27 protein-coding genes are annotated in these 23,852 nt (G+C 62.3%); 18 read left to right on the forward strand and 9 right to left on the reverse strand.

Going from position 1 to position 23,852, the window contains the following annotated elements:
- Positions 1 to 133 precede the first annotated feature (133 nt).
- The 5 genes from ACYCFC_RS02205 to ACYCFC_RS02225 all read right to left on the reverse strand — a co-directional run bounded on the left by ACYCFC_RS02205 (position 134) and on the right by ACYCFC_RS02225 (position 3,694).
- Positions 134 to 550: a SufE family protein gene (locus ACYCFC_RS02205; RefSeq protein WP_459653029.1), complete on the reverse strand. Its 417-nt coding sequence runs from the start codon at positions 548 to 550 to the stop codon at positions 134 to 136.
- Positions 547 to 1,752, reverse strand: coding sequence for an aminotransferase class V-fold PLP-dependent enzyme (locus tag ACYCFC_RS02210; RefSeq protein ID WP_459653030.1), 1,206 nt, complete (start codon positions 1,750 to 1,752; stop codon positions 547 to 549). Before ACYCFC_RS02210 ends, ACYCFC_RS02205 begins: the two co-directional genes overlap by 4 nt.
- A 110-nt stretch (positions 1,753 to 1,862) precedes the next feature.
- Complete coding sequence (gene dapD / locus ACYCFC_RS02215) at positions 1,863 to 2,897, reverse strand: 2,3,4,5-tetrahydropyridine-2,6-dicarboxylate N-succinyltransferase (protein WP_181082397.1); 1,035 nt, start codon at positions 2,895 to 2,897, stop codon at positions 1,863 to 1,865.
- A 46-nt stretch (positions 2,898 to 2,943) separates the two neighbouring features.
- Positions 2,944 to 3,315, reverse strand: coding sequence for an ArsC family reductase (locus ACYCFC_RS02220; RefSeq protein WP_459653031.1), 372 nt, complete (start codon positions 3,313 to 3,315; stop codon positions 2,944 to 2,946).
- Positions 3,316 to 3,352: 37 nt separating this feature from the next.
- On the reverse strand, positions 3,353 to 3,694 hold the full coding sequence (locus ACYCFC_RS02225; RefSeq protein WP_181082395.1) for a thioredoxin family protein: 342 nt from the start codon (positions 3,692 to 3,694) through the stop codon (positions 3,353 to 3,355).
- A 307-nt stretch (positions 3,695 to 4,001) separates the two neighbouring features.
- Between ACYCFC_RS02225 and ACYCFC_RS02230 the strand changes: the two genes are divergently transcribed.
- The 9 genes from ACYCFC_RS02230 to sthA all read left to right on the forward strand — a co-directional run bounded on the left by ACYCFC_RS02230 (position 4,002) and on the right by sthA (position 12,691).
- Positions 4,002 to 5,339 carry a Na(+)-translocating NADH-quinone reductase subunit A gene (locus tag ACYCFC_RS02230; protein WP_181082394.1) on the forward strand — a complete coding sequence of 446 codons (1,338 nt, stop codon included), beginning with the start codon at positions 4,002 to 4,004 and terminating at the stop codon, positions 5,337 to 5,339.
- 3 nt (positions 5,340 to 5,342) lie between these two features.
- Positions 5,343 to 6,554 carry an NADH:ubiquinone reductase (Na(+)-transporting) subunit B gene (locus ACYCFC_RS02235; RefSeq protein ID WP_181082393.1) on the forward strand — a complete coding sequence of 404 codons (1,212 nt, stop codon included), beginning with the start codon at positions 5,343 to 5,345 and terminating at the stop codon, positions 6,552 to 6,554.
- The gene (locus tag ACYCFC_RS02240; RefSeq protein ID WP_459653032.1) at positions 6,547 to 7,338 is read left to right on the forward strand and encodes a Na(+)-translocating NADH-quinone reductase subunit C; all 792 of its coding nucleotides are present in this window, start codon (positions 6,547 to 6,549) and stop codon (positions 7,336 to 7,338) included. The genes ACYCFC_RS02235 and ACYCFC_RS02240 overlap by 8 nt, the downstream gene beginning before the upstream one ends.
- Complete coding sequence (locus tag ACYCFC_RS02245) at positions 7,335 to 8,009, forward strand: NADH:ubiquinone reductase (Na(+)-transporting) subunit D (protein WP_181082391.1); 675 nt, start codon at positions 7,335 to 7,337, stop codon at positions 8,007 to 8,009. The genes ACYCFC_RS02240 and ACYCFC_RS02245 overlap by 4 nt, the downstream gene beginning before the upstream one ends.
- On the forward strand, positions 8,009 to 8,617 hold the full coding sequence (nqrE, locus tag ACYCFC_RS02250; RefSeq protein WP_181082390.1) for an NADH:ubiquinone reductase (Na(+)-transporting) subunit E: 609 nt from the start codon (positions 8,009 to 8,011) through the stop codon (positions 8,615 to 8,617). Before ACYCFC_RS02245 ends, nqrE begins: the two co-directional genes overlap by 1 nt.
- Positions 8,618 to 8,632: 15 nt before the next feature.
- The gene (nqrF, locus tag ACYCFC_RS02255; protein ID WP_181082389.1) at positions 8,633 to 9,856 is read left to right on the forward strand and encodes an NADH:ubiquinone reductase (Na(+)-transporting) subunit F; all 1,224 of its coding nucleotides are present in this window, start codon (positions 8,633 to 8,635) and stop codon (positions 9,854 to 9,856) included.
- 130 nt (positions 9,857 to 9,986) lie between these two features.
- On the forward strand, positions 9,987 to 10,910 hold the full coding sequence (locus ACYCFC_RS02260) for an FAD:protein FMN transferase (RefSeq protein ID WP_258189230.1): 924 nt from the start codon (positions 9,987 to 9,989) through the stop codon (positions 10,908 to 10,910).
- The gene (gene nqrM, locus ACYCFC_RS02265; protein WP_181082387.1) at positions 10,907 to 11,131 is read left to right on the forward strand and encodes a (Na+)-NQR maturation NqrM; all 225 of its coding nucleotides are present in this window, start codon (positions 10,907 to 10,909) and stop codon (positions 11,129 to 11,131) included. Before ACYCFC_RS02260 ends, nqrM begins: the two co-directional genes overlap by 4 nt.
- Before the next feature lie 165 nt (positions 11,132 to 11,296).
- Complete coding sequence (sthA, locus tag ACYCFC_RS02270) at positions 11,297 to 12,691, forward strand: Si-specific NAD(P)(+) transhydrogenase (RefSeq protein WP_181082386.1); 1,395 nt, start codon at positions 11,297 to 11,299, stop codon at positions 12,689 to 12,691.
- A gap of 204 nt (positions 12,692 to 12,895) precedes the next feature.
- On the opposite strand, the gene ACYCFC_RS02275 is transcribed toward sthA, so the two are convergent.
- From ACYCFC_RS02275 to ACYCFC_RS02285, 3 genes are read right to left on the reverse strand one after another with little or no spacing between them, the layout of a single operon-like run.
- Positions 12,896 to 13,618, reverse strand: a complete 723-nt coding sequence (locus ACYCFC_RS02275; RefSeq protein ID WP_181082385.1) for a glycerophosphodiester phosphodiesterase family protein — start codon at positions 13,616 to 13,618, stop codon at positions 12,896 to 12,898.
- Entirely contained in the window at positions 13,615 to 13,920 is a 306-nt protein-coding gene (locus ACYCFC_RS02280) for a phosphodiesterase (protein WP_459653033.1), read from the reverse strand. The genes ACYCFC_RS02275 and ACYCFC_RS02280 overlap by 4 nt, the downstream gene beginning before the upstream one ends.
- A gap of 1 nt (position 13,921) precedes the next feature.
- Positions 13,922 to 14,494, reverse strand: coding sequence for a PilZ domain-containing protein (locus ACYCFC_RS02285; protein ID WP_459653034.1), 573 nt, complete (start codon positions 14,492 to 14,494; stop codon positions 13,922 to 13,924).
- Between the two features lie 101 nt (positions 14,495 to 14,595).
- On the opposite strand from ACYCFC_RS02285, the gene ACYCFC_RS02290 reads away from it, so the two are divergent.
- Genes ACYCFC_RS02290 through ACYCFC_RS02300 form a run of 3 tightly spaced genes read left to right on the forward strand, consistent with a single transcriptional unit; the run spans position 14,596 to position 17,796 of the window.
- Entirely contained in the window at positions 14,596 to 15,843 is a 1,248-nt protein-coding gene (locus ACYCFC_RS02290) for a lipoprotein-releasing ABC transporter permease subunit (protein ID WP_459653035.1), read from the forward strand.
- Between the two features lie 7 nt (positions 15,844 to 15,850).
- Positions 15,851 to 16,549 carry a lipoprotein-releasing ABC transporter ATP-binding protein LolD gene (gene lolD, locus ACYCFC_RS02295; protein WP_459653036.1) on the forward strand — a complete coding sequence of 233 codons (699 nt, stop codon included), beginning with the start codon at positions 15,851 to 15,853 and terminating at the stop codon, positions 16,547 to 16,549.
- Positions 16,549 to 17,796: a lipoprotein-releasing ABC transporter permease subunit gene (locus tag ACYCFC_RS02300; protein ID WP_459653037.1), complete on the forward strand. Its 1,248-nt coding sequence runs from the start codon at positions 16,549 to 16,551 to the stop codon at positions 17,794 to 17,796. The genes lolD and ACYCFC_RS02300 overlap by 1 nt, the downstream gene beginning before the upstream one ends.
- Before the next feature lie 4 nt (positions 17,797 to 17,800).
- Here the strand turns inward: ACYCFC_RS02300 and ACYCFC_RS02305 are convergent, their stop codons facing one another.
- Positions 17,801 to 18,316, reverse strand: a complete 516-nt coding sequence (locus ACYCFC_RS02305; RefSeq protein ID WP_181082379.1) for a DUF2062 domain-containing protein — start codon at positions 18,314 to 18,316, stop codon at positions 17,801 to 17,803.
- A gap of 182 nt (positions 18,317 to 18,498) precedes the next feature.
- Here ACYCFC_RS02305 and ACYCFC_RS02310 point away from each other — a divergent pair, with 182 nt between their 5' ends.
- The 6 genes from ACYCFC_RS02310 to kdsB all read left to right on the forward strand — a co-directional run bounded on the left by ACYCFC_RS02310 (position 18,499) and on the right by kdsB (position 23,850).
- A complete protein-coding gene (locus tag ACYCFC_RS02310) occupies positions 18,499 to 20,724 on the forward strand; it encodes a DNA internalization-related competence protein ComEC/Rec2 (RefSeq protein WP_459653038.1) in 2,226 nt (741 codons plus the stop codon).
- 71 nt (positions 20,725 to 20,795) lie between these two features.
- Complete coding sequence (locus tag ACYCFC_RS02315) at positions 20,796 to 21,428, forward strand: MotA/TolQ/ExbB proton channel family protein (protein WP_181082377.1); 633 nt, start codon at positions 20,796 to 20,798, stop codon at positions 21,426 to 21,428.
- Positions 21,425 to 21,853: a biopolymer transporter ExbD gene (locus tag ACYCFC_RS02320; protein WP_181082376.1), complete on the forward strand. Its 429-nt coding sequence runs from the start codon at positions 21,425 to 21,427 to the stop codon at positions 21,851 to 21,853. Before ACYCFC_RS02315 ends, ACYCFC_RS02320 begins: the two co-directional genes overlap by 4 nt.
- A complete protein-coding gene (gene lpxK, locus ACYCFC_RS02325; protein ID WP_459653039.1) occupies positions 21,853 to 22,857 on the forward strand; it encodes a tetraacyldisaccharide 4'-kinase in 1,005 nt (334 codons plus the stop codon). Before ACYCFC_RS02320 ends, lpxK begins: the two co-directional genes overlap by 1 nt.
- A gap of 46 nt (positions 22,858 to 22,903) precedes the next feature.
- Positions 22,904 to 23,089: a Trm112 family protein gene (locus tag ACYCFC_RS02330; RefSeq protein ID WP_037021556.1), complete on the forward strand. Its 186-nt coding sequence runs from the start codon at positions 22,904 to 22,906 to the stop codon at positions 23,087 to 23,089.
- A complete protein-coding gene (gene kdsB / locus ACYCFC_RS02335; RefSeq protein WP_181082374.1) occupies positions 23,086 to 23,850 on the forward strand; it encodes a 3-deoxy-manno-octulosonate cytidylyltransferase in 765 nt (254 codons plus the stop codon). Before ACYCFC_RS02330 ends, kdsB begins: the two co-directional genes overlap by 4 nt.
- Positions 23,851 to 23,852: the final 2 nt, after the last annotated feature.

The raw sequence follows: 23,852 nt of genomic DNA on the forward strand, positions 1-23,852 counted from the left end.
GTCTCAGTGGGAGGGGCCTTGGCCGCGAGCTTTTGCTTTTCTGGCGGCCCCGCACGGAGCCTCCCCAACAGCTCGTGGACAGGTCCACTCCCACAGGGGGCATGACACCTCAAGTAGTTTGTTGCGATACGAGTTAATCGGCGTGCTGGCTGATGCCGCGCATGCGTTCGAGTACCGCATTCATGCCGTTGCTGCGTGAGGGCGACAGCTGCCGGGACAGGCCGAGCTGTTCGAACCAGTGCGTGACGTCGAGCTGCAACAGCTGGTAGCTGTCGAGCCCATTGACGCGCGCCAGCAGCACGGCGAGCAGGCCGCGCAGCAGGCGTGCTTCGCTGGTGGCGCGGAAATGCCAGTGATGGCCCGGTCTGTCACCGATCAGCCACACTCGGCTTTCGCAACCGCTGACCAGATTGGTTTCGCTGCGCTCGTCCGCGTTGACCGGCTCCAGCCGATCGCCCCATTGCATCAGCAGGCGCGCGCGCTGCTCCCAGCCGGCTGCCTGTTGGAATTCAACCAGTACCTCGCGAGCGGCAGTCGGCAGGTCGTTCATTGCAGCAGCTCCAGTGCACGCTCCAGCGCGGTGAAGAAACGCTGCAAATCGCTGCCGTCGCTGTACAGCCCGAGCGATACGCGAATGGCGCCATCGATGCCCAGAGTCTTCATCAGCGGTTGTGTGCAGTGGGTTCCGCTGCGCACGGCGATGCCCTGTTCGGTCAGCAGATGCGCCAGATCGCCATGATGAATGCCGTTGACGGTAAAGCTGGCCAGCGCCACCTGGGGGTTGCCCAGCAGCTGCACGCCTGGGCAGGCGGCCAATCCGCTCAGCAACTGGTTGTGCAGTTTCTGCTCGTGAGCGGCTACGGCTGTGGCGTCCAGTTTCGACAGGTAATCCAGGGTTGCGCCGAGGCCGATCACCGCTCCGATGGGCGGGGTGCCGGCCTCGAAACCCAGTGGCGCGGCGTGGAATTCGGCACTCTGGAAGTCGGCCACCCGGACCATCTCGCCACCGAACTGCCAGTGGTCGAGCTTGAGCAGGGATTCGCCGCGACCATAAAGCGCGCCGACCCCTTCCGGGCCATAGAGCTTGTGGCTGGACAGTACGTAGAAGTCGCAGGCCAGTGTCTGCATGTCATGCCGCCCATGCACCACGCCCTGGGCGCCGTCGACGATGGTCAGCGCGCCCTGGGCCTTGGCCAGTGGCAACAGCTGCGCCAGAGGTTGCCAGGCACCCAGGACATTGGACAGCTGGCTGACGGCGAGCAGGCGTGTGCGCGGCCCGATCAGTTTTGCGGCCATTTCCAGATCGATCAGGCCGTGTGCATCCAGCGGCAAAACCACCAACTTGACGCCGCGCCGCCTGGCCAGCTGTTGCCAGGGCAGCAGGTTGGCGTGGTGTTCGAGAGCGCTGACAACGATCTCGTCGTCCGGTCGCAGCAGATGTTCCAGGCCATAGGCCAGCAGGTTCAGCGCTTCGGTGGCGCCGTGAGTAAAGACGATTTCGGTGGGGCTGCGGGCGTTCAACCAGTGCGCTACCTTGATCCGCGCATTCTCGAAGGCCCGTGTCGCCCGTTCGGCGGTCTGGTGCTGGGCGCGATGCACATTGGCGGTGCCGCTGGTGTAGTAACCGGTCAGCGCATCGATCAGCGCCTGGGGCTTTTGCGAGGTCGCAGCACTGTCAAGATAGGTCTGCCCCTGGGCTTCGAGAATGGCCAGGGCAGGAAAGTCGGAACGCCAGGGAGATACCAGAGACATCGTTCGACCCTTCGGCTCGGAGTTTGAAAGCCGCTGGAGGCTGAAGGCTGGACGAGAACGCCACAGCACGCTCTCCGTTTCGCCTCCAGCTTCCAGCGCCTCTGATCGGCTTAGTTATGCGCGTGCAGCGCCTCGTTCAGTTCGATGGCGGATTTGTGGGTTTTGCACTCCACGGCGCCGCTCAGGGAGTTGCGACGGAACAGCAGGTCGGTCTGGCCAGCCAGTTCGCGCGCCTTGACCACCTTGACCAGTTCGCCCTGTTCGTCGAGCAGGTTCACCTTGGTCCCTGCGGTGATGTACAGGCCTGACTCCACGGTGTTGCGGTCACCCAAGGGAATGCCGATGCCGGCATTGGCGCCGATCAGGCAGCCTTCGCCCACGGAAATGACGATATTGCCGCCGCCGGAGAGGGTGCCCATGGTAGAGCAGCCGCCGCCGAGATCCGAACCCTTGCCAACGAAGACACCTGCCGAGACACGGCCTTCGATCATGCCAGGGCCTTCGGTACCGGCATTGAAGTTGACGAAACCTTCATGCATCACCGTGGTGCCTTCGCCGATGTAGGCACCCAGACGGATGCGCGCGGTATCGGCGATGCGCACGCCGGTGGGAATCACGTAGTCGCTCATCTTCGGAAACTTGTCGACTGAGGTGACTGCCAGCAGGTTGCCCTTCAGCCGTGCCTCCAGTTGACGTTCGGCCAGTTCGGCCAGGTCCACGGCGCCCTGGTTGGTCCAGGCGACATTGGGCAGCAGGGCGAAGATACCGGCCAGGCTCAGTTCATGCGGTCTGGCCAGGCGGTGAGACAGCAGGTGCAGCTTGAGGTAGGCCTCGGGTGTGGAGGTCGGTGCGGCATCTTCTGCCAGTAGGGTGACCACCAGTGGACGCTGGCTTTCGGCCAGGCGAGTCAGCAGCGCATGTTGAGCGGCATCCAGCGGTTTGATCGCATCGGCCAGTTGTGCGGCTTGGGCAATGGTAATGGCGATGGCCTGGTTGCCGCCTTCGTAAGCCAGCAGCGGCGCGATGGCGGCGACCAGCTCGGGGGCGGGTTGCCGCAGGGGTTGTGCGTAGAAGACTTCGAGCCAGCTGCCCTGGCGGTTCTGGGTGCCGACACCGAAGGCGAGGCTGAAAAGCGTGTTGTTCATGAGTAATCCTGAATTTGTCGGGTGCAGGCGCTTGCGGCGAGCGCGCTCAGTTCGTCTCGGTCAGCGCGGCGGCATAGAGATCGGGCTTGAAGCCGACCAGTGTTCTGTCGCCAAGGTCGAGCACCGGGCGCTTGATCATCGAGGGCTGCGCCAGCATCAAGGCGATAGCTTTGGCCTGGTCAAGGTTGGCCTTCTGCGTCTCGTCGAGCTTGCGAAAGGTAGTGCCGGCACGGTTGAGGATGGTCTGCCAGCCATGTTCGTCGCACCAGGCCTGCAGATGAGCGTGGTCGATGCCGGCGCTCTTGTAATCATGGAAGGTGTAATCCAGCCCCTGCTGGTCAAGCCAGGTACGGGCCTTCTTCATGGTGTCGCAGGCCTTGATGCCATACAGATGGAGTCTTTTGTTTTCGTGAGGCATAAACGAATTTCGCTTGTGGGCCAGACAGGGTTGCGAATTATGCCATGTTGGCGCCCCTGCTGCCTGCCAGGTCCAGCGCCTGGGCGATATCCTCCGCCCTCGTCGGGCGAACCAGACGGGCCAGTTCCTCTCCCTGGCGCAGGAGGATCAGTGTCGGCCAGAGCTTGACCCGAAACGAACGGCCCAGCGGGCGGCCCGGCCCATCCTCTATCTTCAAGTGATGAATGTCCCGGTCGGTCATTGCGGTGGCCAGCAGGGGTTGCACTGCCTGGCAATGGCCGCACCATCCGGTGCCAAATTCCAGCAAAGTGAAACCCGTCAGCGCATCCACTTCGGCGCGTGTGGGTACATCGGTGGCGTAGTTTGCATTGAAAGGCATGGCCGAGCTCCTGTGGCTTATTCGTTGCAGTTGTTAGTGCTGCGGCGCAAATGTCGAGGCCTGAAATGACCGGCTTGCTGTGGATTGCCGACCTTTATTGCTTATTTGGCAAGGCGCGCTTGTCGTCAGTCAAAATTTGAAAGCACTTGGGTGGCCACTCAAGGCTGACGGCCCTTATAATCGTGCAGATTTCTACATTCCGCGACATAGCGTCGCGCCATTAACTTAATGGCGCGTGTTGAGCAATTGGACTTTTCGCTAGTCGTCGGGGTTCCCAGGTTCTGAAAATCAGTGGTTAGGCGGGCCGATGATCAATATAAAACGTGGGCTTGATTTGCCCATTACAGGTGCGCCGACGCAGCGTATCGAGGCCGCAAGGCCCGTGCGAAGCGTCGCCGTAATAGGGTTCGATTACCCAGGCATGAAGCCGACCATGGAGGTTCAGGTCGGTGATCGCGTCAAACTGGGGCAGATCCTCTTTTCCGACAAGAAGTCTCCGGGGGTTCATTTCACCGCGCCTGGCGCGGGTGTCGTCAGCGCCATTCATCGTGGCGAAAAGCGTGTCCTGCAGTCGGTGGTCATCGACCTCGACGGCACGGATGAGCTGACGTTCAGTCAGTATGCTGCCACGGAGCTGGAGGCGCTCAGTGACGCTCAGGTTCGTGAGAACCTGCAGCAGTCCGGTCTCTGGGCAGCTCTGCGCACCCGCCCTTACAGCAAGGTGCCGGCCATCGACGCAACGCCCAGTTCGATCTTCGTGACGGCCATCGACACGCATCCGCTGGCGGCCGATCCGTCGGTGGTCATCGGCGAGCAGGCGGGCGATTTCGAGGCGGGGCTCAAGGTGCTCGGCAACCTGGCCAAGATATTTCTGTGCAAGGCGCCGGAAAGCGCGCTGCCGGGCGAGAGCCTGGCCAAGGTGCAGACTGCAGCCTTCGCGGGGCCGCATCCGGCGGGGCTGGCCGGCACCCACATTCATTTCCTCGATCCGGTAAGCGCCAGCAAGAGCGTCTGGAGCATCGGCTATCAGGACGTGATCGCCATCGGCAAGCTGTTCACGACGGGGCGCATTTCGGTTGAGCGCGTCGTGTCGCTGGCCGGTCCGGTGGTGGAAAATCCGCGTCTGCTGCGCACTCGACTGGGTGCCAACCTGGATGAGCTGAGTGCTGGCGAGCTGCAGCCTGGGGCCAATCGCGTGATTTCCGGTTCGGTGCTGGGCGGGCGTACCGCTCATGGCGCCTTTGCCTATCTGGGGCGTTACCACCAGCAAGTCTCCTGCCTGCGTGAAGGCAAGGAGCGCGAGATGCTGCATTACATGCGTGCGGGTGTCGAAAAGCACTCGGTGCTGAATATCTTCATTTCCAAGCTGAGTGCCGGCAAGAAGTTCGCGTTTTCCACCTCCACCAATGGCAGCCCGCGCGCCATGGTGCCGGTGGGCAACTACGAAGAGGTCATGCCGCTGGACGTTCTGCCGACCCAACTGCTGCGTGCGCTGATCGTCGGTGATACCGAGGTGGCGCAGAAGCTTGGCTGCCTGGAGCTCGATGAGGAGGACCTGGCGCTGTGCAGCTATGTCTGCGCCGGCAAATACGAATACGGCCCGATCCTGCGGGACAATCTGACCCGCATCGAGAAGGAGGGGTAAGGCATGGGCATTCGCGCATTCCTCGACAAGATCGAGCATCATTTCGAAAAAGGCGGCAAGTACGAGAAGTGGTACGCACTGTACGAAGCTGCCGATACCTTCCTCTATCGCCCGGGCAGCGTCACCAAGACCACCGCTCACGTGCGCGACGGTATCGACCTCAAGCGCATGATGATCACCGTCTGGCTGTGTACGTTCCCGGCGATGTTCTTCGGCATGTGGAACACCGGCTACCAGGCCAACCTGATTTTTGCGCAGAACCCGGATCTTCTGGCTGCGCAGGACGGCTGGCGCTTCGGCCTGATCGGCATGTTTGCCGGCTTCGATCCGAACAGCCTGTGGGACAACTTCATCCAGGGCGCGGCTTACTTCCTGCCAATCTACGCGGTGGCCTTCATTGCTGGCGGTTTCTGGGAAGTGCTGTTTGCTTCCATCCGCAAGCATGAAGTCAACGAGGGCTTCTTCGTCACCTCCGTACTGTTCGCACTGATCCTGCCGCCGACCATCCCGCTGTGGCAGGTTGCGCTGGGTATCAGCTTCGGTGTGGTGATCGGCAAGGAAATCTTCGGCGGTACCGGCAAGAACTTCCTCAACCCGGCGCTGACCGCGCGTGCCTTCCTGTTCTTCGCCTATCCGGCGCAGATGTCCGGGGATGCGGTGTGGACCGCTGTGGATGGTTTCTCCGGCGCGACCGCGCTGAGCCTCGGCTTCGTCGGCGGCATCGAGAACGTGATCGACAACGGCATCAGCTGGATGGATGCCTTCATCGGCACCATGCATGGCTCCATAGGTGAAACCAGCACGCTGGCGATCTTCATCGGCGGTGCAATCCTGCTGCTGACCAAGATTGCCTCCTGGCGCATCGTCGCCGGTGTGATGATCGGCATGATCGCCCTGAGCTACCTGTTCAACCTGATCGGCTCCGACACCAATCCACTATTCGGCATGCCGTGGTACTGGCATATGGTGGTGGGTGGATTCGCCTTCGGTCTGATCTTCATGGCAACCGACCCGGTTTCGGCCTCCATGACCAATACCGGCAAATGGGTGTTCGGCATTCTCATCGGTGTGATGGTGGTGCTGATCCGCGTGGTCAACCCGGCCTTCCCGGAAGGCATGATGCTGGCGATCCTGTTCGCCAACCTGTGCGCGCCGCTGATCGACCATTTCGTCATCCAGGCCAATATCAAGCGGAGGCTGGCACGTAATGTCTAGTCAGAAAGAATCCACCGTCCGCACGCTGACGGTAGCCCTGTTGGTCTGCCTGGTGTGCTCCATCTTCGTGGCGGGCGCCGCCGTGGCGCTGCGCCCGACCCAGGAAGAAAACCGTCTGCTGGACAAGCAGCGCAGCATCCTCGCTATCGCCGGCCTGGGCCAGCCAGGCATGTCCGGTAATCAGATCAAGTCGCTGTTCGACGAGCGTATCGTGGCCCGACTGGTCGATCTGGAAACCGGCAGGTTCAGCGACGAGTTCGATGCCCAGACATTCGATCCGCTGGTGGCGGCGAAGGATCCGGCGTTGTCCAAGGCGCTGCCTGGCAACCAGGATATCGCTTCGATCAAGCGCCGTGAGCGTTACAGCACCGTTTATATCGTTGAGGGCCAGGATGGTGATATCGACACGCTGATCCTGCCGGTTCGCGGCTACGGTTTGTGGTCGACGCTTTATGGCTTCATGGCGGTACAGGGCGACCTGGATACCGTTGCCGGCTTCGGCTTCTACCAGCACGGTGAAACGCCCGGCCTCGGAGGCGAAATCGACAATCCGAAGTGGCGCGGCCTGTGGCCGGGCAAGGAATTGTTCGATGACAGCAACAAGTTGGCTGTGCAGATCGTCAAGGGCAACGTCGATCCGCAGAGCCCGAGGGCTCAACATCAGGTCGATGGTCTGGCCGGTGCGACCCTCACGACCAACGGCGTAAACAATCTGCTGCAATTCTGGTTGGGTGAAAACGGCTTCGGCACCTTTATCGCCAATCTGCGCACAGGGGAGGCATGAGCATGTCGCAACCCACTATCAAGCAAGTTCTGTTCGATCCGATCTTCAACAACAACCCCATCGGTCTGCAGATTCTCGGGATCTGTTCGGCCCTGGCGGTTACCTCCAACCTGAACACGGCATTGGTGATGTCGGTAGCGTTGACGCTGGTGACGGGCTTTTCAAACCTGTTCATCTCGATGATTCGCAGCCAGATCCCCAGCTCGATCCGAATGATCGTGCAGATGGTGATCATCGCCTCGCTGGTGATTGTGGTGGATCAGCTGCTGAAGGCTTATGCCTTCTCGCTGTCCAAGCAGCTGTCGGTGTTCGTCGGTCTGATCATCACCAACTGTATCGTGATGGGCCGTGCTGAAGCTTTTGCCATGCAGAACCCGCCGGTACTGTCGTTCTTCGACGGCATCGGCAACGGGCTGGGCTACAGCGCCATGCTGATCGCGCTGGGTATCATTCGCGAGCTGACAGGTGCCGGCAAGCTGATGGGCTACACCATTCTGCCGACCGTCAATGACGGTGGCTGGTACCTGCCTAACGGCATGATGCTGCTGCCACCTTCGGCATTCTTCCTCATCGGCCTGTTCATCTGGGCCATTCGCGCCTGGAAGAAGGATCAGGTTGAGAAGCCTTCCTTCAAGATGGCCCCGCAAGTCTCTAACAAGGAGGCTTACTAATGGAGCATTACATCAGCCTGTTCGTCCGCGCCGTGTTCATCGAGAACATGGCCCTGGCGTTCTTCCTCGGCATGTGTACCTTCATCGCCATCTCGAAGAAGGTTGAGACGGCCATCGGTCTGGGCATCGCGGTCATCGTGGTGCAAGCCATTACCGTACCGGCCAACAACCTGATCTACGTCTACCTGCTCAAGGCCGGGGCTTTGTCCTGGGCCGGTTTGCCGGACGTCGATCTGAGCTTCCTCGGTCTGCTGAGCTACATCGGCGTGATCGCGGCAATCGTGCAGATTCTTGAAATGCTGCTCGATAAGTATGTTCCCAGCCTTTACAACGCTCTCGGGGTCTTCCTGCCGCTGATTACCGTGAACTGCGCCATCATGGGTGGCACGCTGTTCATGGTCGAACGCGACTACAACCTCGGCGAGAGCGTGGTATATGGCGTGGGCTCGGGTCTGTCCTGGGCGCTGGCCATTGCCTTGCTGGCGGGTATCCGCGAGAAGCTGAAGTACAGCGATGTACCGGATGGCCTGCAGGGTCTGGGCATCACCTTCATCACCATCGGCCTGATGTCGCTGGGCTTCATGTCATTCTCTGGCGTACAGCTCTAAGGACGGGATGAACAGATGAGTTACGAAATTTTCCTCGCCATCGGCATGTTCACCGCCATCGTGCTTGCGCTGGTGGTGATCATCCTGGCGGCACGCGCCAAGCTGGTTTCCAGCGGCGACATCAGCATCGAGATCAACGGCGAACGCACCATTACCGTGCCTGCCGGTGGCAAGTTGCTGCAGACACTCGCCTCCAACAACATCTTCCTCTCGTCCGCCTGTGGCGGCGGCGGTACCTGCGCGCAGTGCAAGTGCATCGTCGAGAGCGGGGGCGGTGAAATGCTGCCTACCGAAGAATCGCACTTCACCCGTCGCGAAGCAGGTGAGGGCTGGCGCCTGTCCTGCCAGACCCCGGTCAAGGCGGACATGAAGATCGAGGTGCCGGAAGAAGTCTTCGGCGTGAAGAAGTGGGAATGCACGGTGGAATCAAACCCCAACGTGGCCACCTTCATCAAGGAACTGACGCTGAAACTGCCGGAAGGCGAGAACGTCGACTTCCGCGCTGGCGGTTATGTGCAGCTCGAATGCCCGCCGCATGAAGTTCACTACAAGGACTTCGATATACAAGAGGAATATCGCGGCGACTGGGACAAGTTCAATCAGTGGAAGTATGTCTCCAAGGTCGATGAGACCGTGGTGCGCGCCTACTCCATGGCGAACTATCCTGAAGAAGTCGGTCTGGTGAAGTTCAATATCCGCATCGCCTCGCCGCCGCCAGGCAAGGACCACCTGCCGCCGGGTCAGATGTCGTCTTGGGTGTTCAGCCTCAAGCCGGGCGACAAGGTCACGGTCTACGGTCCCTTCGGCGAGTTCTTCGCCAAGGACACCGATGCCGAGATGGTCTTCATCGGTGGTGGTGCCGGTATGGCACCAATGCGTTCGCATATCTTCGACCAGCTCAAGCGTCTGAAGTCCAAGCGCAAGATGAGCTTCTGGTACGGTGCGCGTTCCATGCGCGAAGCCTTCTATGTCGAGGAATATGATCAACTGCAGGCGGAGAACCCCAATTTCCAGTGGCATCTGGCGTTGTCTGATCCACAGCCTGAAGACAACTGGGACGGCCCGACCGGGTTCATTCATAACGTGCTGTACGAGAACTACCTGAAAGATCATCCGGCGCCGGAAGATTGCGAGTTCTACATGTGCGGCCCGCCGATGATGAACGCCTCGGTGATCAAGCTGCTCACCGATCTGGGCGTCGAGCCGGAGAACATCCTGCTCGACGACTTCGGCGGCTAGCATGACCCAAGCGTTACGTCGGCCCCTCATCGCTGTCGCTCTGCTCAGGTCCGTCACGACTGTCGCTTTTGCGGCAGCCCTGACGGGCTGTCTGTTTCAGGAGCGGGTGGAGGAGTTTGCCGGTCCGACCATGGGCAGCACCTATTCGGTGAAGTACGTGGCGAGCAGCGGTGCGGCTGCAAAAGAACAGCTGCAAGGCGAAACGGAAACGATTCTTGCCCAGCTCGACCAGCAGCTGTCGACCTATCGTGCCGATTCGGATATCGCAACCTTCAATGCCTTGCCCGCCGGTCAGTGCATGGAGATGCCGCTGGCCGCGCGTGAGCTTGTCCTGGCCGGGCAGCAACTGTCGCTGGAAAGCGAGGGTGCGCTGGACCTGACCATCGAGCCGCTGCTCGATCTCTGGGGCTTCGGTCCGCAGGGACGCCAGGAACAGGTTCCCTCAGCCGAGGACATCGCCAGGGTTCGGCAGGATGTTGGTCATCAGCATTTGCGGGTCGAGGATGAGCGGCTGTGCAAGGATGCAGCCGTCCAGGTCGATTTCAACAGCATTGCAGCGGGCTATGCGGTGGATCTGGTAGCGCAGCGGCTTGAAGCTTTGGGCGTCGAAAGCTATCTGGTGGAAATCACTGGTGAACTCAAGGCCCAGGGGCGCAAGCCAGGTGATGTGCCCTGGCGCATTGCCATCGAAGCGCCACAGGACCATGAGCGCATCGCGCAGCGGGTGCTTGAGCTGGATGGCTACGGTGTGTCCACCTCGGGCGACTACCGCAATTATTTTGAGCGCGACGGCAAACGCTACTCGCATACGCTGGACCCGCAAACCGGCGCGCCCATCGAGCATCCTCTGGCTGCAGTGACGGTCGTCGATCCATCGACACTGCGCGCAGATGGGTTGTCTACCGTTCTGATGGTGCTGGGGCCGGAGCGCGGCCTGGCGTTTGCCGCCGAGCACAGGATCGCAGCGCTCTTCGTGGTTCATGAAGAGCAGGAATTCGTCACTACAAGCACCGCAGCCTTCGATGAACTGTTCGGTGCGGGAGTAGAGCAATGATCTGGTTGACTGTTTTTCTTGTCATGTTGCTGGTCGTTTTCGGCATGTCCATCGGCGTCATCATGGGTCGCAAGCCCATCGCCGGTTCCTGTGGCGGTATCGCCAATCTGGGCATCGAAAAGGAGTGCTCGATCTGTGGCGGCAGTCGTGAGAAATGTGAAGAGGTCAATGCCGGAAAGGATGACCGGACCGATCTCGCATACGATGCGAGCAAAGGCTGACGCTGGCCGGTGATTGGGGCCGGCTGTAGGCAGAAGTCCGGACGGCATTGACTTGTCGTTGGCGCCAGGAAGCAGACGATGAGGCGCTAGCCAATGGCCCCGTCATTCCATCAAGCGAATCTCGTTAAAGCAGCAGGGCTGCCTGCTGCGTGTCCAGGGGGGAATATGGCTGTCTACAATTACGATGTGGTGATTCTGGGCTCAGGCCCCGCCGGTGAAGGCGCCGCAATGAACGCGGTCAAGGCTGGGCGCAAGGTGGCCGTGGTGGATAGCCGCCCTAAAGTAGGCGGCAACTCGACCCACCTGGGAACCATTCCGTCCAAGGCATTGCGCCACTCGGTACGGCAGATCATGCAGTACAACAACAACCCGTTGTTCCGCCAGATTGGCGAACCGCGCTGGTTCTCCTTCCCCGATGTGCTGAAAAGTGCCGAAGATGTCATCGAAAAGCAGGTCACTTCACGTACCGGCTATTACGCACGCAATCGCATCGATATCTTTTTTGGTGTTGCCAGCTTTTCCGATGAACAATCGGTCGAAGTGGTCAGCGCCAATGGTATGGTCGAGCGGCTGGTCGCACCTCAGTTCATCATCGCCACGGGCTCGCGCCCCTATCGTCCGGTCGATATCGATTTCTCGCACTCCAGAATCTATGACAGCGACACCATCCTCACTCTGAGCCATACGCCACGCCGCCTGATCATCTACGGAGCGGGCGTGATCGGCTGCGAATACGCATCCATTTTCAGTGGCCTGGGCGTGCTGGTCGACCTGATCGACAACCGCGACCAGCTGCTCAGCTTCCTCGACGACGAGATTTCCGACGCCCTCAGCTATCACCTGCGCAACAACAACGTGCTGGTGCGCCACAACGAGGAATACGAGCGTGTGGAGGGGTTGGACAACGGTGTGATCCTGCACCTGAAGTCGGGCAAGAAGATCAAGGCCGATGCCTTCCTCTGGTGCAACGGGCGCACGGGCAACACCGACAGGCTGGGGCTGGAGAACATCGGCCTGAAGGTCAACAGCCGTGGCCAGATCCACGTCGATGAGTATTACCGAACTGACGTCGGCAACATCTACGCCGCCGGTGACGTGATCGGCTGGCCTTCACTGGCCAGTGCCGCCTATGACCAGGGGCGCTCCGCTGCCGGCAGCATCGTCGACAACGACAGCTGGCGTTTCGTCGATGACGTGCCCACCGGCATCTACACGATTCCGGAGATCAGCTCCATCGGCAAGACCGAGCGCGAACTGACCCAGGCGAAAGTGCCCTATGAAGTGGGCAAAGCGTTCTTCAAGGGCATGGCGCGTGCACAGATCTCCTCGGAAAAGGCCGGCATGCTGAAGATCCTCTTCCACCGCGAAACGCTGCAGGTGCTGGGCGTGCACTGCTTCGGCTATCAGGCTTCGGAGATCGTGCATATTGGCCAGGCGATCATGAATCAGCCGGGCGAAGCCAATACCATCAAGTATTTCATCAATACCACCTTCAACTACCCGACCATGGCTGAAGCCTATCGCGTCGCAGCATTCGACGGGCTCAACCGGCTTTTTTGAGCGGCTCCGACCGGTGGCCTGAGACGGTCGGAGAGGACTCCCGGAACTGGCGCTGGCCAAACCGGGAGAGCTTTTGATCAGGAAAAACAGCGGCAAGCTTCAAGCCACAAGCTGTAGGTCGGGTCGCGCTTCATCGACTCGACAAGCGAAGGTGAGACCAGAAGAAAAAGCTTGAATCTGGCAAAAAAAACTCAGCCTCCAGCCTTACCGCTGGCTAAGCGTTTCCACGGCCAATCCGGGGAAGTCGGTGATGATGCTGTCGACCCCGAAATCGGCGAGGCGGCGCATCAGGGCGGGGTCGTTCACCGTCCAGACGGAGACATGCAGCCCCAGCGCCCGGGCCTTGGCGATGCGCTCGGGGGTGCACAGCGTCCATTTCAATGCCAGCAACTGGCAGTCGTATTGCCTGGCCACTTTCAACGGGTCGAGCCAGGCGTATTCGGCGACCAGGCCGCAGGCGATTTCCGGTGTCAGGCGTTTCAGCGCCCGCAGCACTTCCCGTGAGCCGGAGGTGATGGTGATGCGGTCCAGCAGGCCGTGATGCTCGGCCAATGCCTTGATCGCCAGCACCGTGCGTGCCGCGCGCACCCGCGAAGCGCTTTTGACTTCCAGTTGCCAGTGCTCGAAATCGCATTTCTCGAACAGCTCCGACAGCCGTGGAATGGGGCAGGGGTGTTTCCAGTCCGGTCCGCCGTAGCGGGCATCGTAATGCACCAGATCGGCGGCATCGTGCTCCACCACCTTGCCACGCCGTCCGGTAGTGCGCTTGAGGGTCGGGTCGTGGATGACCATCAGCTCGCCGTCTTTGGACAGATGCAGGTCCAGCTCGCAGCGGCGCACGCCGTGTGCGAGGCATTGCTGGAAGCTGACCAGGGTATTTTCCGGGGCTTCGCCCTTTGCGCCGCGATGGCCGTATATCAGGGTCACGGTTGTGCTTCTCTTTCCAATGGGCTGGCGCGCTGATGGTGCAGAACGCTGTTGATCACGCGATTGCCTTCGAAATACACGGAAAACGTCCGGTAATCCCAGCGGGTAATCGGTGGCTGGCCGACGGCGGGGTGTTCTTCGTCGGCAAGGCCGAAGCGGTCGAGCACTTGTATCTTCGACTCCCCGCGGGTGGGCAGGGCGATATCGCTCGTGCCTTGCTGGCCGACCGGGATGCGGATGATGTCCGCGTGAGCGGGGAGGCTGAGGGCGAACACGAGGAAGGGGAGAAGCAGAGGGCGCATGTCAGGTTCCTTGCAGGCTTTCACGAGCCAGGCGCCGTTCTGTCGCCTGTTTCTGCAGGATATGCCGGGCAAGCAGTTGCCGTTGTGCATCAGTCAACGCTTCGAAGGAGGTGCTGATTGCAAACTGCCCGTCATCGCGTACCTGGCAACTCACCACGCGCGCCGTCAGCAGCATGCCGAGCCCCTGGGGCATCAGTACCATCTTGAGGGTCCAGAGGGAGTCTTGCGCAAGCGGCTGGTCGTGGATGAAGTTGATCCCGCCTTCGGACAGGCCGACTTCGCGCGCGGGACCGATGTCCTTCAGCAGGCCCTGGGCCAGCGCCTGCCCCAGCAGCTCGATACGCCGGTTCTGCACCTTCAGGTAGTTGGCCAGCGTGCGGTTCTGCTCGCTGATCTGGCGCAGCAGGTACTGCGCTTCGAAGTCCATCTGATGCAGTTCGCCAAGCAGGTCGAACAGACGGGCCGCACCGTCGCCGGTGATTGTCGCCGGGCCTTCGGGCGGGAGGATTTCCAGTGCGATCATATCCTCGATACGATAGTATTCGCGGCGATCTTCAGTGTCTTCTGTAGACATGTCGGTCCCTGGGCTGCAGTAATGGCTTGAGTGTATCAGGCCGCCTGAGAACGTCATTCAGCTTGTTATTTTCCCGCCAGCGAAAGCGAACCCATCGATTTATGTTCAGACCGCTGCCCGTTTATATCGGAGCGCGCTACACCGGCGCCAGGCGTCGTGGCCTCTTCGTCTCCTTCATTTCCTTCACGTCCATGATCGGGCTCGCACTGGGTGTGCTGGTGATGATCGTCGTGCTGTCGGTGATGAACGGTTTCGATCACGAAATGCGCACCCGCGTGCTGGGCATGGTGCCGCACGCGACGGTCGAAAGCCCGGTGCCCATCGACGACTGGCAAACCCTGGGGCAGCAACTGACTGAGCATCCGCAGGTCGTGGCGGTGGCGCCCTTCATTCAGATGCAGGGGTTGCTGACCCATCGCGGACAGGTCAGCAAGATTCTGATCAACGCCGTGGAGCCCGGGCTTGAGCCGCAGGTGTCGATCATCGACCAATTTTTCCGTGAGGGATCGCTGGCGAGCCTTGCGCCTGGCGAGTTCGGTATCGTCATCGGCGACCGGGCCGCGAGCAAGCTCGGTGTCGGTGTCGGTGACAAGATCACCTTTGTCGCGCCCGAGGTAACGGTGACGCCAGCGGGTGTGTTTCCGCGCATGAAGCGCTTTACGGTGCAGGGCATCTTCCATGTCGGCGCCGGCGAGATCGACGGTTACGTGGCCATGGCCAATATCACCGACATGGCTCGCCTGCATCGCTGGAAGCCCGAGCAGGTACAGGGCCTGCGACTGCGCTTCGACGATCTGTTCCAGGCGCCCGCCATTGCCGCCTCGCTGGCCAGGCAGCTGGGCGCTGACTTCTATTCGCGCGACTGGACCCGCACCCACGGCAATCTCTACCAGGCGATCCGCATGGAAAAGGCCATGATCGGCCTGTTGCTGCTGCTGATCGTCGCGGTGGCGGCTTTCAATATCATCTCGACGCTGGTCATGGTGGTGACCGACAAGCGCGGGGACATCGCGATCCTGCGTACCCTTGGCGCAACCCCACGGCAGATCATGGCGATCTTCATGGTCCAGGGCACGGTCATCGGCGTCGTCGGCACACTGGTGGGCGCCTTGCTCGGAATTTTCGCCGCGCTCAATGTGAGCGGCTGGATTGCCGCGCTGGAGCGGCTGCTCGGGCACAAGTTTCTCAACGCCGATGTGTATTTCATCGATTACCTGCCGTCGCGGCTGATGGCCGTCGATGTGGTGCAGGTCTGTGTCGCGGCGCTCGTCCTGAGTTTTCTCGCCACCCTTTACCCGGCATGGCGCGCGGCCCGTACCCAGCCGGCCGAGGCGCTACGTTATGAGTGAGCAGGTTATGAATGAGAGGTCGTCGCTGGACGCCGCGGTGCTGAGTTGCCGTGATCTGGGCAAGCGCTACGAGCAGGGGCCGGAATCGGTGAACGTGCTGTCCGGCCTGCAACTGGAGCTGTACCCCGGCCAGCGCGTGGCCATCGTCGGCAGCTCCGGTTCGGGCAAGAGTACACTGCTCAATCTGCTGGGCGGGCTCGATACGCCCAGCGAGGGCAGTGTCTGGCTGGCGGGCGAGGAACTGTCCGCGCTGAGCGAGAAAGACCGTGGCCTGCTGCGCAACCGCGCGCTCGGTTTCGTCTACCAGTTCCACCATCTGCTGGCCGAATTCACCGCGCTGGAGAACGTCTGCATGCCGTTGCTGATCGGCAAGATGCCGATTGCCGAAGCCCGTGCGCGCGCCACCGAGCTGCTGCAGCGGGTCGGCCTGGGCCACCGGCTGGCGCACAAGCCTGCCGAACTGTCCGGCGGCGAGCGTCAGCGTGTGGCGATCGCGCGCGCGCTGGCCAATCGTCCGGCGCTGGTGCTGCTCGACGAGCCCACGGGCAACCTCGACCATCACACCGCGCAGGGCATTCAGGACCTGATGCTGGAGCTGAGCACCTCGTTGCGCACGGCCTTTCTCGTGGTGACCCACGACCCGCAACTGGCCGGACAGATGGACCACATCCTGCGCCTGGAAGATGGCCGGCTGGTGGCTGGCTGATGTTCAGACCCCTGAGCCTCTTCATCGGCAGCCGCTACACGCGGGCCAAGCGCCGCAACCATTTCATCTCGTTCATATCGCTGACCTCGATGATCGGCCTGTCGCTGGGCGTGCTGGCGATGATCATGGTGCTGTCGGTCATGAACGGTTTCCAGCGCGAAATGAGCGAGCGGATTCTGGGCATGGTTCCCCACGCCGTGATCAAGGGCGACGGACAGCCGCTCGATGACTGGGCTGCGGTCGCCGATGGCCTCATGGCGCATCCGGCGGTGCTCGGCGCCGCGCCCATCACCCAGCTCGAAGGCATGCTGTCCTTCAGGGGCAGCATGCAGCCGGTGGCAATCAACGGCATCGATCCCCAGGCTGAAGCCGGGGTTTCGACCCTCGCCTCGAAGATGGTCGCTGGTCGTCTCGAAGACCTCAGGCCGGGTGAAGCCGGGGTGATCATCGGCCTGATGACGGCGCGCCGGTTCGGTCTGACGCTGGGTGACAAGCTGACCCTGATCGTGCCCGAGATCAGCGACACACCGGGCGGTGTCACGCCGCGCATGCAGCGCCTGAACGTGGTCGGGGTGTTCAAGGTGGGCGCGGAGCTCGATGGCAGCCTGACGATCATCCATCGCGCCGATGCGGCCAGCATTCTGCGCTGGCAGCCGGAACAGGTGGAGGGCGTGCGGGTTCGTCTGGCCGACCTTTACCGGGCGCCGGAAGTCGCCGCCGAGCTTGCGGCGCAACTGGGCGAGGGCTACCGGGCCGAGGACTGGTCGCTGACCCAGGGCAGCCTGTTCAGTGCGATGAAGATGGAGAAGACCATGATCGGCCTGCTGCTGTTGCTGATCGTGGCGGTGGCGGCTTTCAACATCATCGCCACCCTGATCATGGTGGTGGCCGACAAGCGCGCCGATATCGCCATCCTGCGCACGCTGGGCGCCACGCCGCGGCAGATCATGACGATCTTCATGGTGCAGGGCAGCATCATCGGCCTGACCGGCACGCTGATCGGCACCGTGCTGGGCGTGCTGGGCGCCTTGAATGTCAGCGCGCTTGTGGGGTGGCTGGAAAAGGTATCGGGGCAGCATATCTTCAGCTCCGATGTGTACTTCATCAGTACCCTGCCGTCCGAGCTGCGCCTGGAAGACGTTCTTCTGGTGACGCTCGCCGCCCTTGCGCTGAGCTTTCTCGCCACGCTCTATCCCGCCTGGCGTGCTGCGCAGACGCAGCCTGCTGAAGCGTTGCGCTACGAGTAAAGGTTCAGCGGCGGTCCTGCTGGCGCTTGCGCCAGCTACGCCCCACCCACCAGCGCCAGTAGGCCTGGGTTGCGACATAGCCCAGCACGGCGAGCGTCACGGCCGCCACGAAGGAGCCCAGATACAACGGTTGCCAATGGCTCCGCAGTAGCTGGGTAACCCAGGCCAGGGTCAGTTCATCCGGCATGCTCACGGCGGGTGTGTCCATCAGCCAGGTGCCGATCTTGTAGTTGCAATAAAACACCGGCGGCATCGTCAGTGGATTGGTCAGCCAGACCAGACCGACTGCGATTGGCAGGTTGGCGCGGGCGGGCAGTGCGCAAATTGCTGCCGCGAGCATCTGCATGGGCATCGGGATCATCGCCCAGAACAGACCGATGGCCATGGCGCGTGATACTGAATGACGGTTGAGATGCCAGAGGTTGGGGTCATGGATCAGCGCGCCCAGAAACCGCAGGGACTTGTTCTCCTTTATACGATCCGGATGCGGCATGTAGCGTTTGAAAAAACGACGCGGCATGGTGTTTCTCTGGCAGGCTTAAGCTTCGTGATTATGCCTGAAACGAGACCTGCTCCTGCCAGGAGTTTGTGACATTAGGTATAACTGCGCTGCGTTCGACAGGATGTCGAAACCGTCGTAACGGACCGCCTGAGTGACTTCGGGGCGTGTCCATCCCTGTGGAAAGGATTCCGGGAGATGCAATGCGTACAGCGATGCTGGCGCTGGCGGCAGGCCTGCTACTGCTGCGTTTTCTACCGCAGCTGCCACCGATGTGGGCGCTGCCTGTCATGCTTGTGGCCGGTCTGGCATTACTGCCGACGCGCTGCCGGGCGCTGGCTTTCTTCTTCTTCGGGCTTGGCTGGGCCTGCCTGAGCGCCCAGTGGGCGCTGGATGATCGCCTCCCGACTGAACTCGATGGACGCACCTTCTGGCTGGAAGGGCGAGTGGTCGGCCTGCCGGACGTGCGTGATGGCGTGGTGCGCTTCGAGCTGGTGGATATCACCTCGCGGCATGCCGGCCTGCCTTCGCGGGTGCGCCTGGCCTGGCACGGTGGGCCGGCGCTGCAGGCCGGGGAGCGCTGGCGGCTGGCAGCCAAACTGAAACGACCGCGAGGCCTGGTCAATCCCCATTCATTCGATTACGAAGCCTGGTTGCTGGCAGGCCGGATCGGCGCCAACGGTACGATCAAGGCCGGTGAGCGGATAGATTCCGCGACGGGATACCAGGCCTGGCGTGACCGGCTGCGCCAGCGCCTGTTGGATACCGAGGCGCAGGGGCGCGCTGGCGCCATCGCGGCACTGGTGGTGGGTGATGCCAGCGGGCTGGCAACCGCTGACTGGCGCACCCTGCAGGACACGGGAACCATCCACCTGATGGTGATCTCCGGACAGCATGTGAGCATGCTCGCCGGCCTGCTCTATGGCCTGGTGGTGTTGCTGGTGCGCTGGGGCCTGTGGCCGGCACGGCTGCCCTGGTTGCCTTGCGCATGCGGGTTGGCGCTGTTCGGTGCTCTCGGCTACGGCTGGCTGGCGGGCTTCGAGGTGCCGGTCCAGCGCGCCTGCATGATGGTCGCGCTGGTACTCATCTGGCGCCTGCGCTTTCGGCATCTGGGCATCTGGTTGCCGTTGCTGGCGGTCTTCGATGCAGTGCTGCTGATCGAGCCGCTGGTCAGTCTCCAGTCCGGTTTCTGGCTGTCGTTCGCGGCGGTGGCGTTGCTGATCCTGATCTTTCGTGGCCGGCTCGGCATCTGGAACTGGTGGTACGCCCTGGGGCGCGCGCAATGGTGCATGGCTCTGGGGTTGTTGCCGGCGCTGCTGGCGCTGGGCCTGCCGGTGAGTATCAGCGGGCCGTTGGCCAATCTGTTCGCGGTGCCGTTGGTGGGTGTGCTGATCGTGCCGTTGTCCCTGCTGGGGACGGCGTTGCTGTGGCTGCCGGGTGTCGGCGAAGGGTTGCTGTGGCTGGCCGGTGGCTTGCTGGTGGCGCTGTTTGCCGTGCTGGAAGTGCTGGCCGGATGGCAGCCCGCCTGGTTTTCCAGCGCGCTGCCGCTGTGGTGCTGGCTGCTGGTGGCGTTGGGCATGCTGCTGCTTCTGCTGCCTGCCGGCGTACCTTTCAGGGCTTTGGGGCTGGTGTTGCTGGCGCCGCTGCTGTTTCCTCCGGCAGAGGAGCGGCCAGCGGGACAGGCGCAGGTCTGGGTGCTGGATGTGGGCCAGGGGTTGGCAGTGCTGGTGCGTACCCGAGAGCATGCGCTGCTCTACGATGCCGGGCCGCGTTATGGCGATTTCGATATGGGTGAGCGCGTGGTGTTTCCCTCGTTGCGCGCGCTTGGGTTGCAGAGCCTGGATCTGCTGATTCTCAGCCATGCCGACAGCGATCATGCCGGTGGTGCCATGGCGATCCAGCGGCATATGCCGGCGCCACGGGTCATCAGTGGCGAGCCGCAAAGACTGCCGGCCACGCTGGACGCCGAAAGCTGTCGGTCCGGCGAGCGCTGGGAGTGGGATGGCGTGCGCTTTGTGCTCTGGCAATGGTCCGGGGCGCGCAACGGCAACCAGGCGTCCTGTGTACTGCTGGTCGAGGCCGGTGGCGAACGCCTGCTGCTTACCGGCGATATCGATGTGTCCGCCGAGCGTGCGCTGCAGGCAAGCGACATGGACATCGCGGCGCACTGGCTGTTGCTGCCGCACCATGGCAGTCGCAGTTCCTCTTCGGCGGCTTTCATCGAGGCGGTCGGTGCCAGTGATGCGCTGGTTTCCCGCAGTCTGCACAACGCATTCGGTCATCCGCATCCGGATGTGCTCCGGCGTCTGCAGGCATCGGGCGTGGCGCTCCACGATACCGCCGAGCTGGGCGCCATCAGGATTCGCCTCGGCAGCTTCGAACCGGCTCTGGGCTTGCGTGGCGAGCGGCGCTTCTGGCGGGAAAAATGAGAACCGGGGCCGTCGGCGGGGTGTCGCTCCTATGCTAGAGTTGCGCCACTTTTTCGAGGGGGATTCATCTCGTGTGGGAGCTTGTCAAAGCGGGTGGCTGGATCATGCTGCCCATCATTCTGTGTTCCATCGCTGCGGCAGGCATCGTTGCCGAGCGGTTGTGGACCCTGCGACCGAGCCGCGTGACGCCACCCCACCTGCTGGGGCAAGTATGGAAATGGATCAAGGACAAGAAGCTCAGCAACCAGAAACTCAAGGAGCTGCGCGCCGATTCGCCGCTGGGTGAAATCCTGGCGGCGGGGCTGGCCAACTCGAAACATGGTCGTGAAATCATGAAGGAGTGCATCGAGGAAGCGGCGGCGCGGGTGATTCATGATCTCGAGCGCTACCTCAACGCGCTCGGTACCATCGCCGGCATCGCACCGTTGCTCGGCCTGCTCGGCACGGTGCTCGGCATGATCGAAATCTTCAGCGCCTTCATGGGCTCGGGCATGGCCAATGCCTCGTTGCTCGCCTCCGGCATCTCCAAGGCGCTGATCACCACGGCGGCGGGATTGATGGTGGGTATTCCGGCGCTGTTCTTCCATCGTTTCCTGATGCGCCGCGTCGAGGAACTGGTGGTCGGCATGGAGCAGGAAGCCATCAAGCTGGTCGAGGTGGTGCAGGGCGACCGTGATGTCGATCTCGGTGAGGGCAAGGCGTGAAGTTCAGGCGCAAGGCGCGGGAGAATGTCGATATCGGTCTGGCGCCGCTGATCGACGTGGTATTCATTCTGCTGCTGTTCTTCGTGGTCACCACCACTTTTACCCGTGAAACCCAGCTCCAGGTGGATCTGCCGGAAGCGGCCAGCGGCACACCGCCGCAGGCAGCCGAAAGCAGGCAGCTGGAAGTGCTGATCGATGTCGAGGGCCATTTCAGCCTCAATGGCAACCCGCTGATCAGACATGACCTGAGCACCCTGATGGCTGCGCTCAGCAAGGAATCGGGGGGCGACACCAGCCTGCCGATGATCATCAGCGCTGACGGCAAGGCACCGCATCAGGCGGTGGTGACGGCCATGGATGCAGCCGGCAAGCTCGGTTTTTCGCACCTGCGCATCACCACGGTCGAGGCCCAGCCGGAGCCCTGATGTCATTCGTCGATCGCCTGCAGCGCGCCTGGTATAAGGGGCATCCGGCCCTGTCTCTGCTCTCTCCACTGGAGGCGCTGTATCGGCGGGTGGTCACCACCAGGCGCAGGAAATTCCTCGCCGGCAGCGCCGACAGTTACCGGGCGCCGGTGCCGGTCATCGTGGTGGGCAACATCACGGTGGGTGGCACCGGCAAGACGCCGCTGATTCTCTGGTTGATCGAACATTGCCGCCGGCGCGGACTGAAGGTCGGCGTGGTCAGCCGGGGTTACGGCGCACGGCCGCCTTCCTATCCCTGGCGCGTGCTGCCCGAACATTCGGCGGCGGAGGTGGGCGACGAGCCGTTGCTGATCGTGCAGCGCACCGGGGTGCCGCTGATGATCGACCCGGACCGTTCACGCGCCGTTCGCGCGCTGCTCGAAAGCGAGCCGCTGGACCTGATCCTGTCCGATGACGGTCTGCAGCACTATCGGCTCGCCCGTGATCTGGAGCTGGTGCTGATCGACGCCGTGCGCGGGCTGGGCAACCGGCGCTGCCTGCCTGCCGGTCCGTTGCGCGAGCCTGCCGACAGATTGCAGAGCGTCGATGCGGTGCTGCTCAACGGTGCCGAAGCCGACAGCGCCGAGGGCTATGGCTTCACCCTGCGTCCCTCGCGGCTGATCGAACTGGCCAGCGGCGATGCCTGGCCACTGGATCACTTCCCGCCTGATCAGCAGCTGCATGCGGTGGCCGGCATCGGCAATCCGCAGCGTTTCTTCACCACGCTCGAGGCGCTACACTGGCGACCGATTCCGCACCCCTTCGCCGATCATGCCTGCTATAGCCCTGAGCAGCTGAGTTTCAGCCCCGCGCTACCGCTGGTGATGACCGAGAAGGATGCGGTCAAATGCCGGGCATTCGCGTTGCCGGGCTGGAGTTATCTGCAGGTCCAGGCCGAGCCTTCAGCGGCCTTCGTGTCCTGGTTCGATACCCGGCTGGACCGCTTGCTGCCCCAATCTTCCTGAGCCGCTCGCGCCGTCCGTTGCGCCCGGCTGCATCCAAGGACCGCCCATGGATACCAAACTGCTCGATATTCTCGCCTGCCCGCTGTGCAAAGGCCCGTTGAAGCTGGCCGACGACAAGTCCGAACTGATCTGCAAGGTCGATGCCATGGCCTTTCCGGTGCGTGACGGCATTCCGGTGATGCTCGAAGGCGAGGCCCGCACCCTGGACGTGGACGAGCGGCTCGATAAATGAAACCTGCCTTCACCGTGGTGATTCCGGCGCGCTATGCCTCCAGCCGCCTGCCGGGCAAACCCCTGCAGGAGATCGCCGGCCAGCCGATGATTCGTCATGTCTGGGAACAGGCGCGCAAGAGTGCGGCGCAGCGGGTGGTGGTGGCGACCGATGATGCGCGCATCGTCGACGCCTGCCGCGCATTCGGTGCCGAAGTGCTGCTGACCCGGCCCGATCACGAATCCGGCACCGACCGCCTGGCCGAGGTGGCGGCGACCCTGGGGCTGGCGGCGGATGCCATCGTGGTCAACGTGCAGGGTGACGAGCCGATGATTCCACCGGCGGTCATCGATCAGGTGGCGGCCAATCTGGCGGCGCACCCGGAGGCGGCCATCGCCACCCTGGCCGAGCCGCTCGCCGATGCCCAGGCGCTGTTCAACCCCAACGTGGTCAAGGTGCTCAGCGATATCAATGGCCTGGCGCTGACGTTCAGCCGTGCGCCCTTGCCCTGGGCGCGTGATGACTTCGCGCAGGATCGTAGCGTGCTGCCGCATGGCGTACCCTATCGCCGCCATATCGGCATCTACGCCTATCGCGCCGGTTTTCTTGCCGACTTCGTCGCCTGGGGACCCTGCTGGCTGGAAAGCACCGAGTGCCTGGAACAATTGCGTGCGCTCTGGCATGGCCAGCGTATTCACGTCGCCGATGCCATCGAAGCGCCGCCGACCGGGGTCGATACGCCGGAAGACCTGCAGCGCGTTCGCCATCTGCTGGGAGCCTGAGC

This window comes from Stutzerimonas sp. NM35, assembly GCF_054604355.1.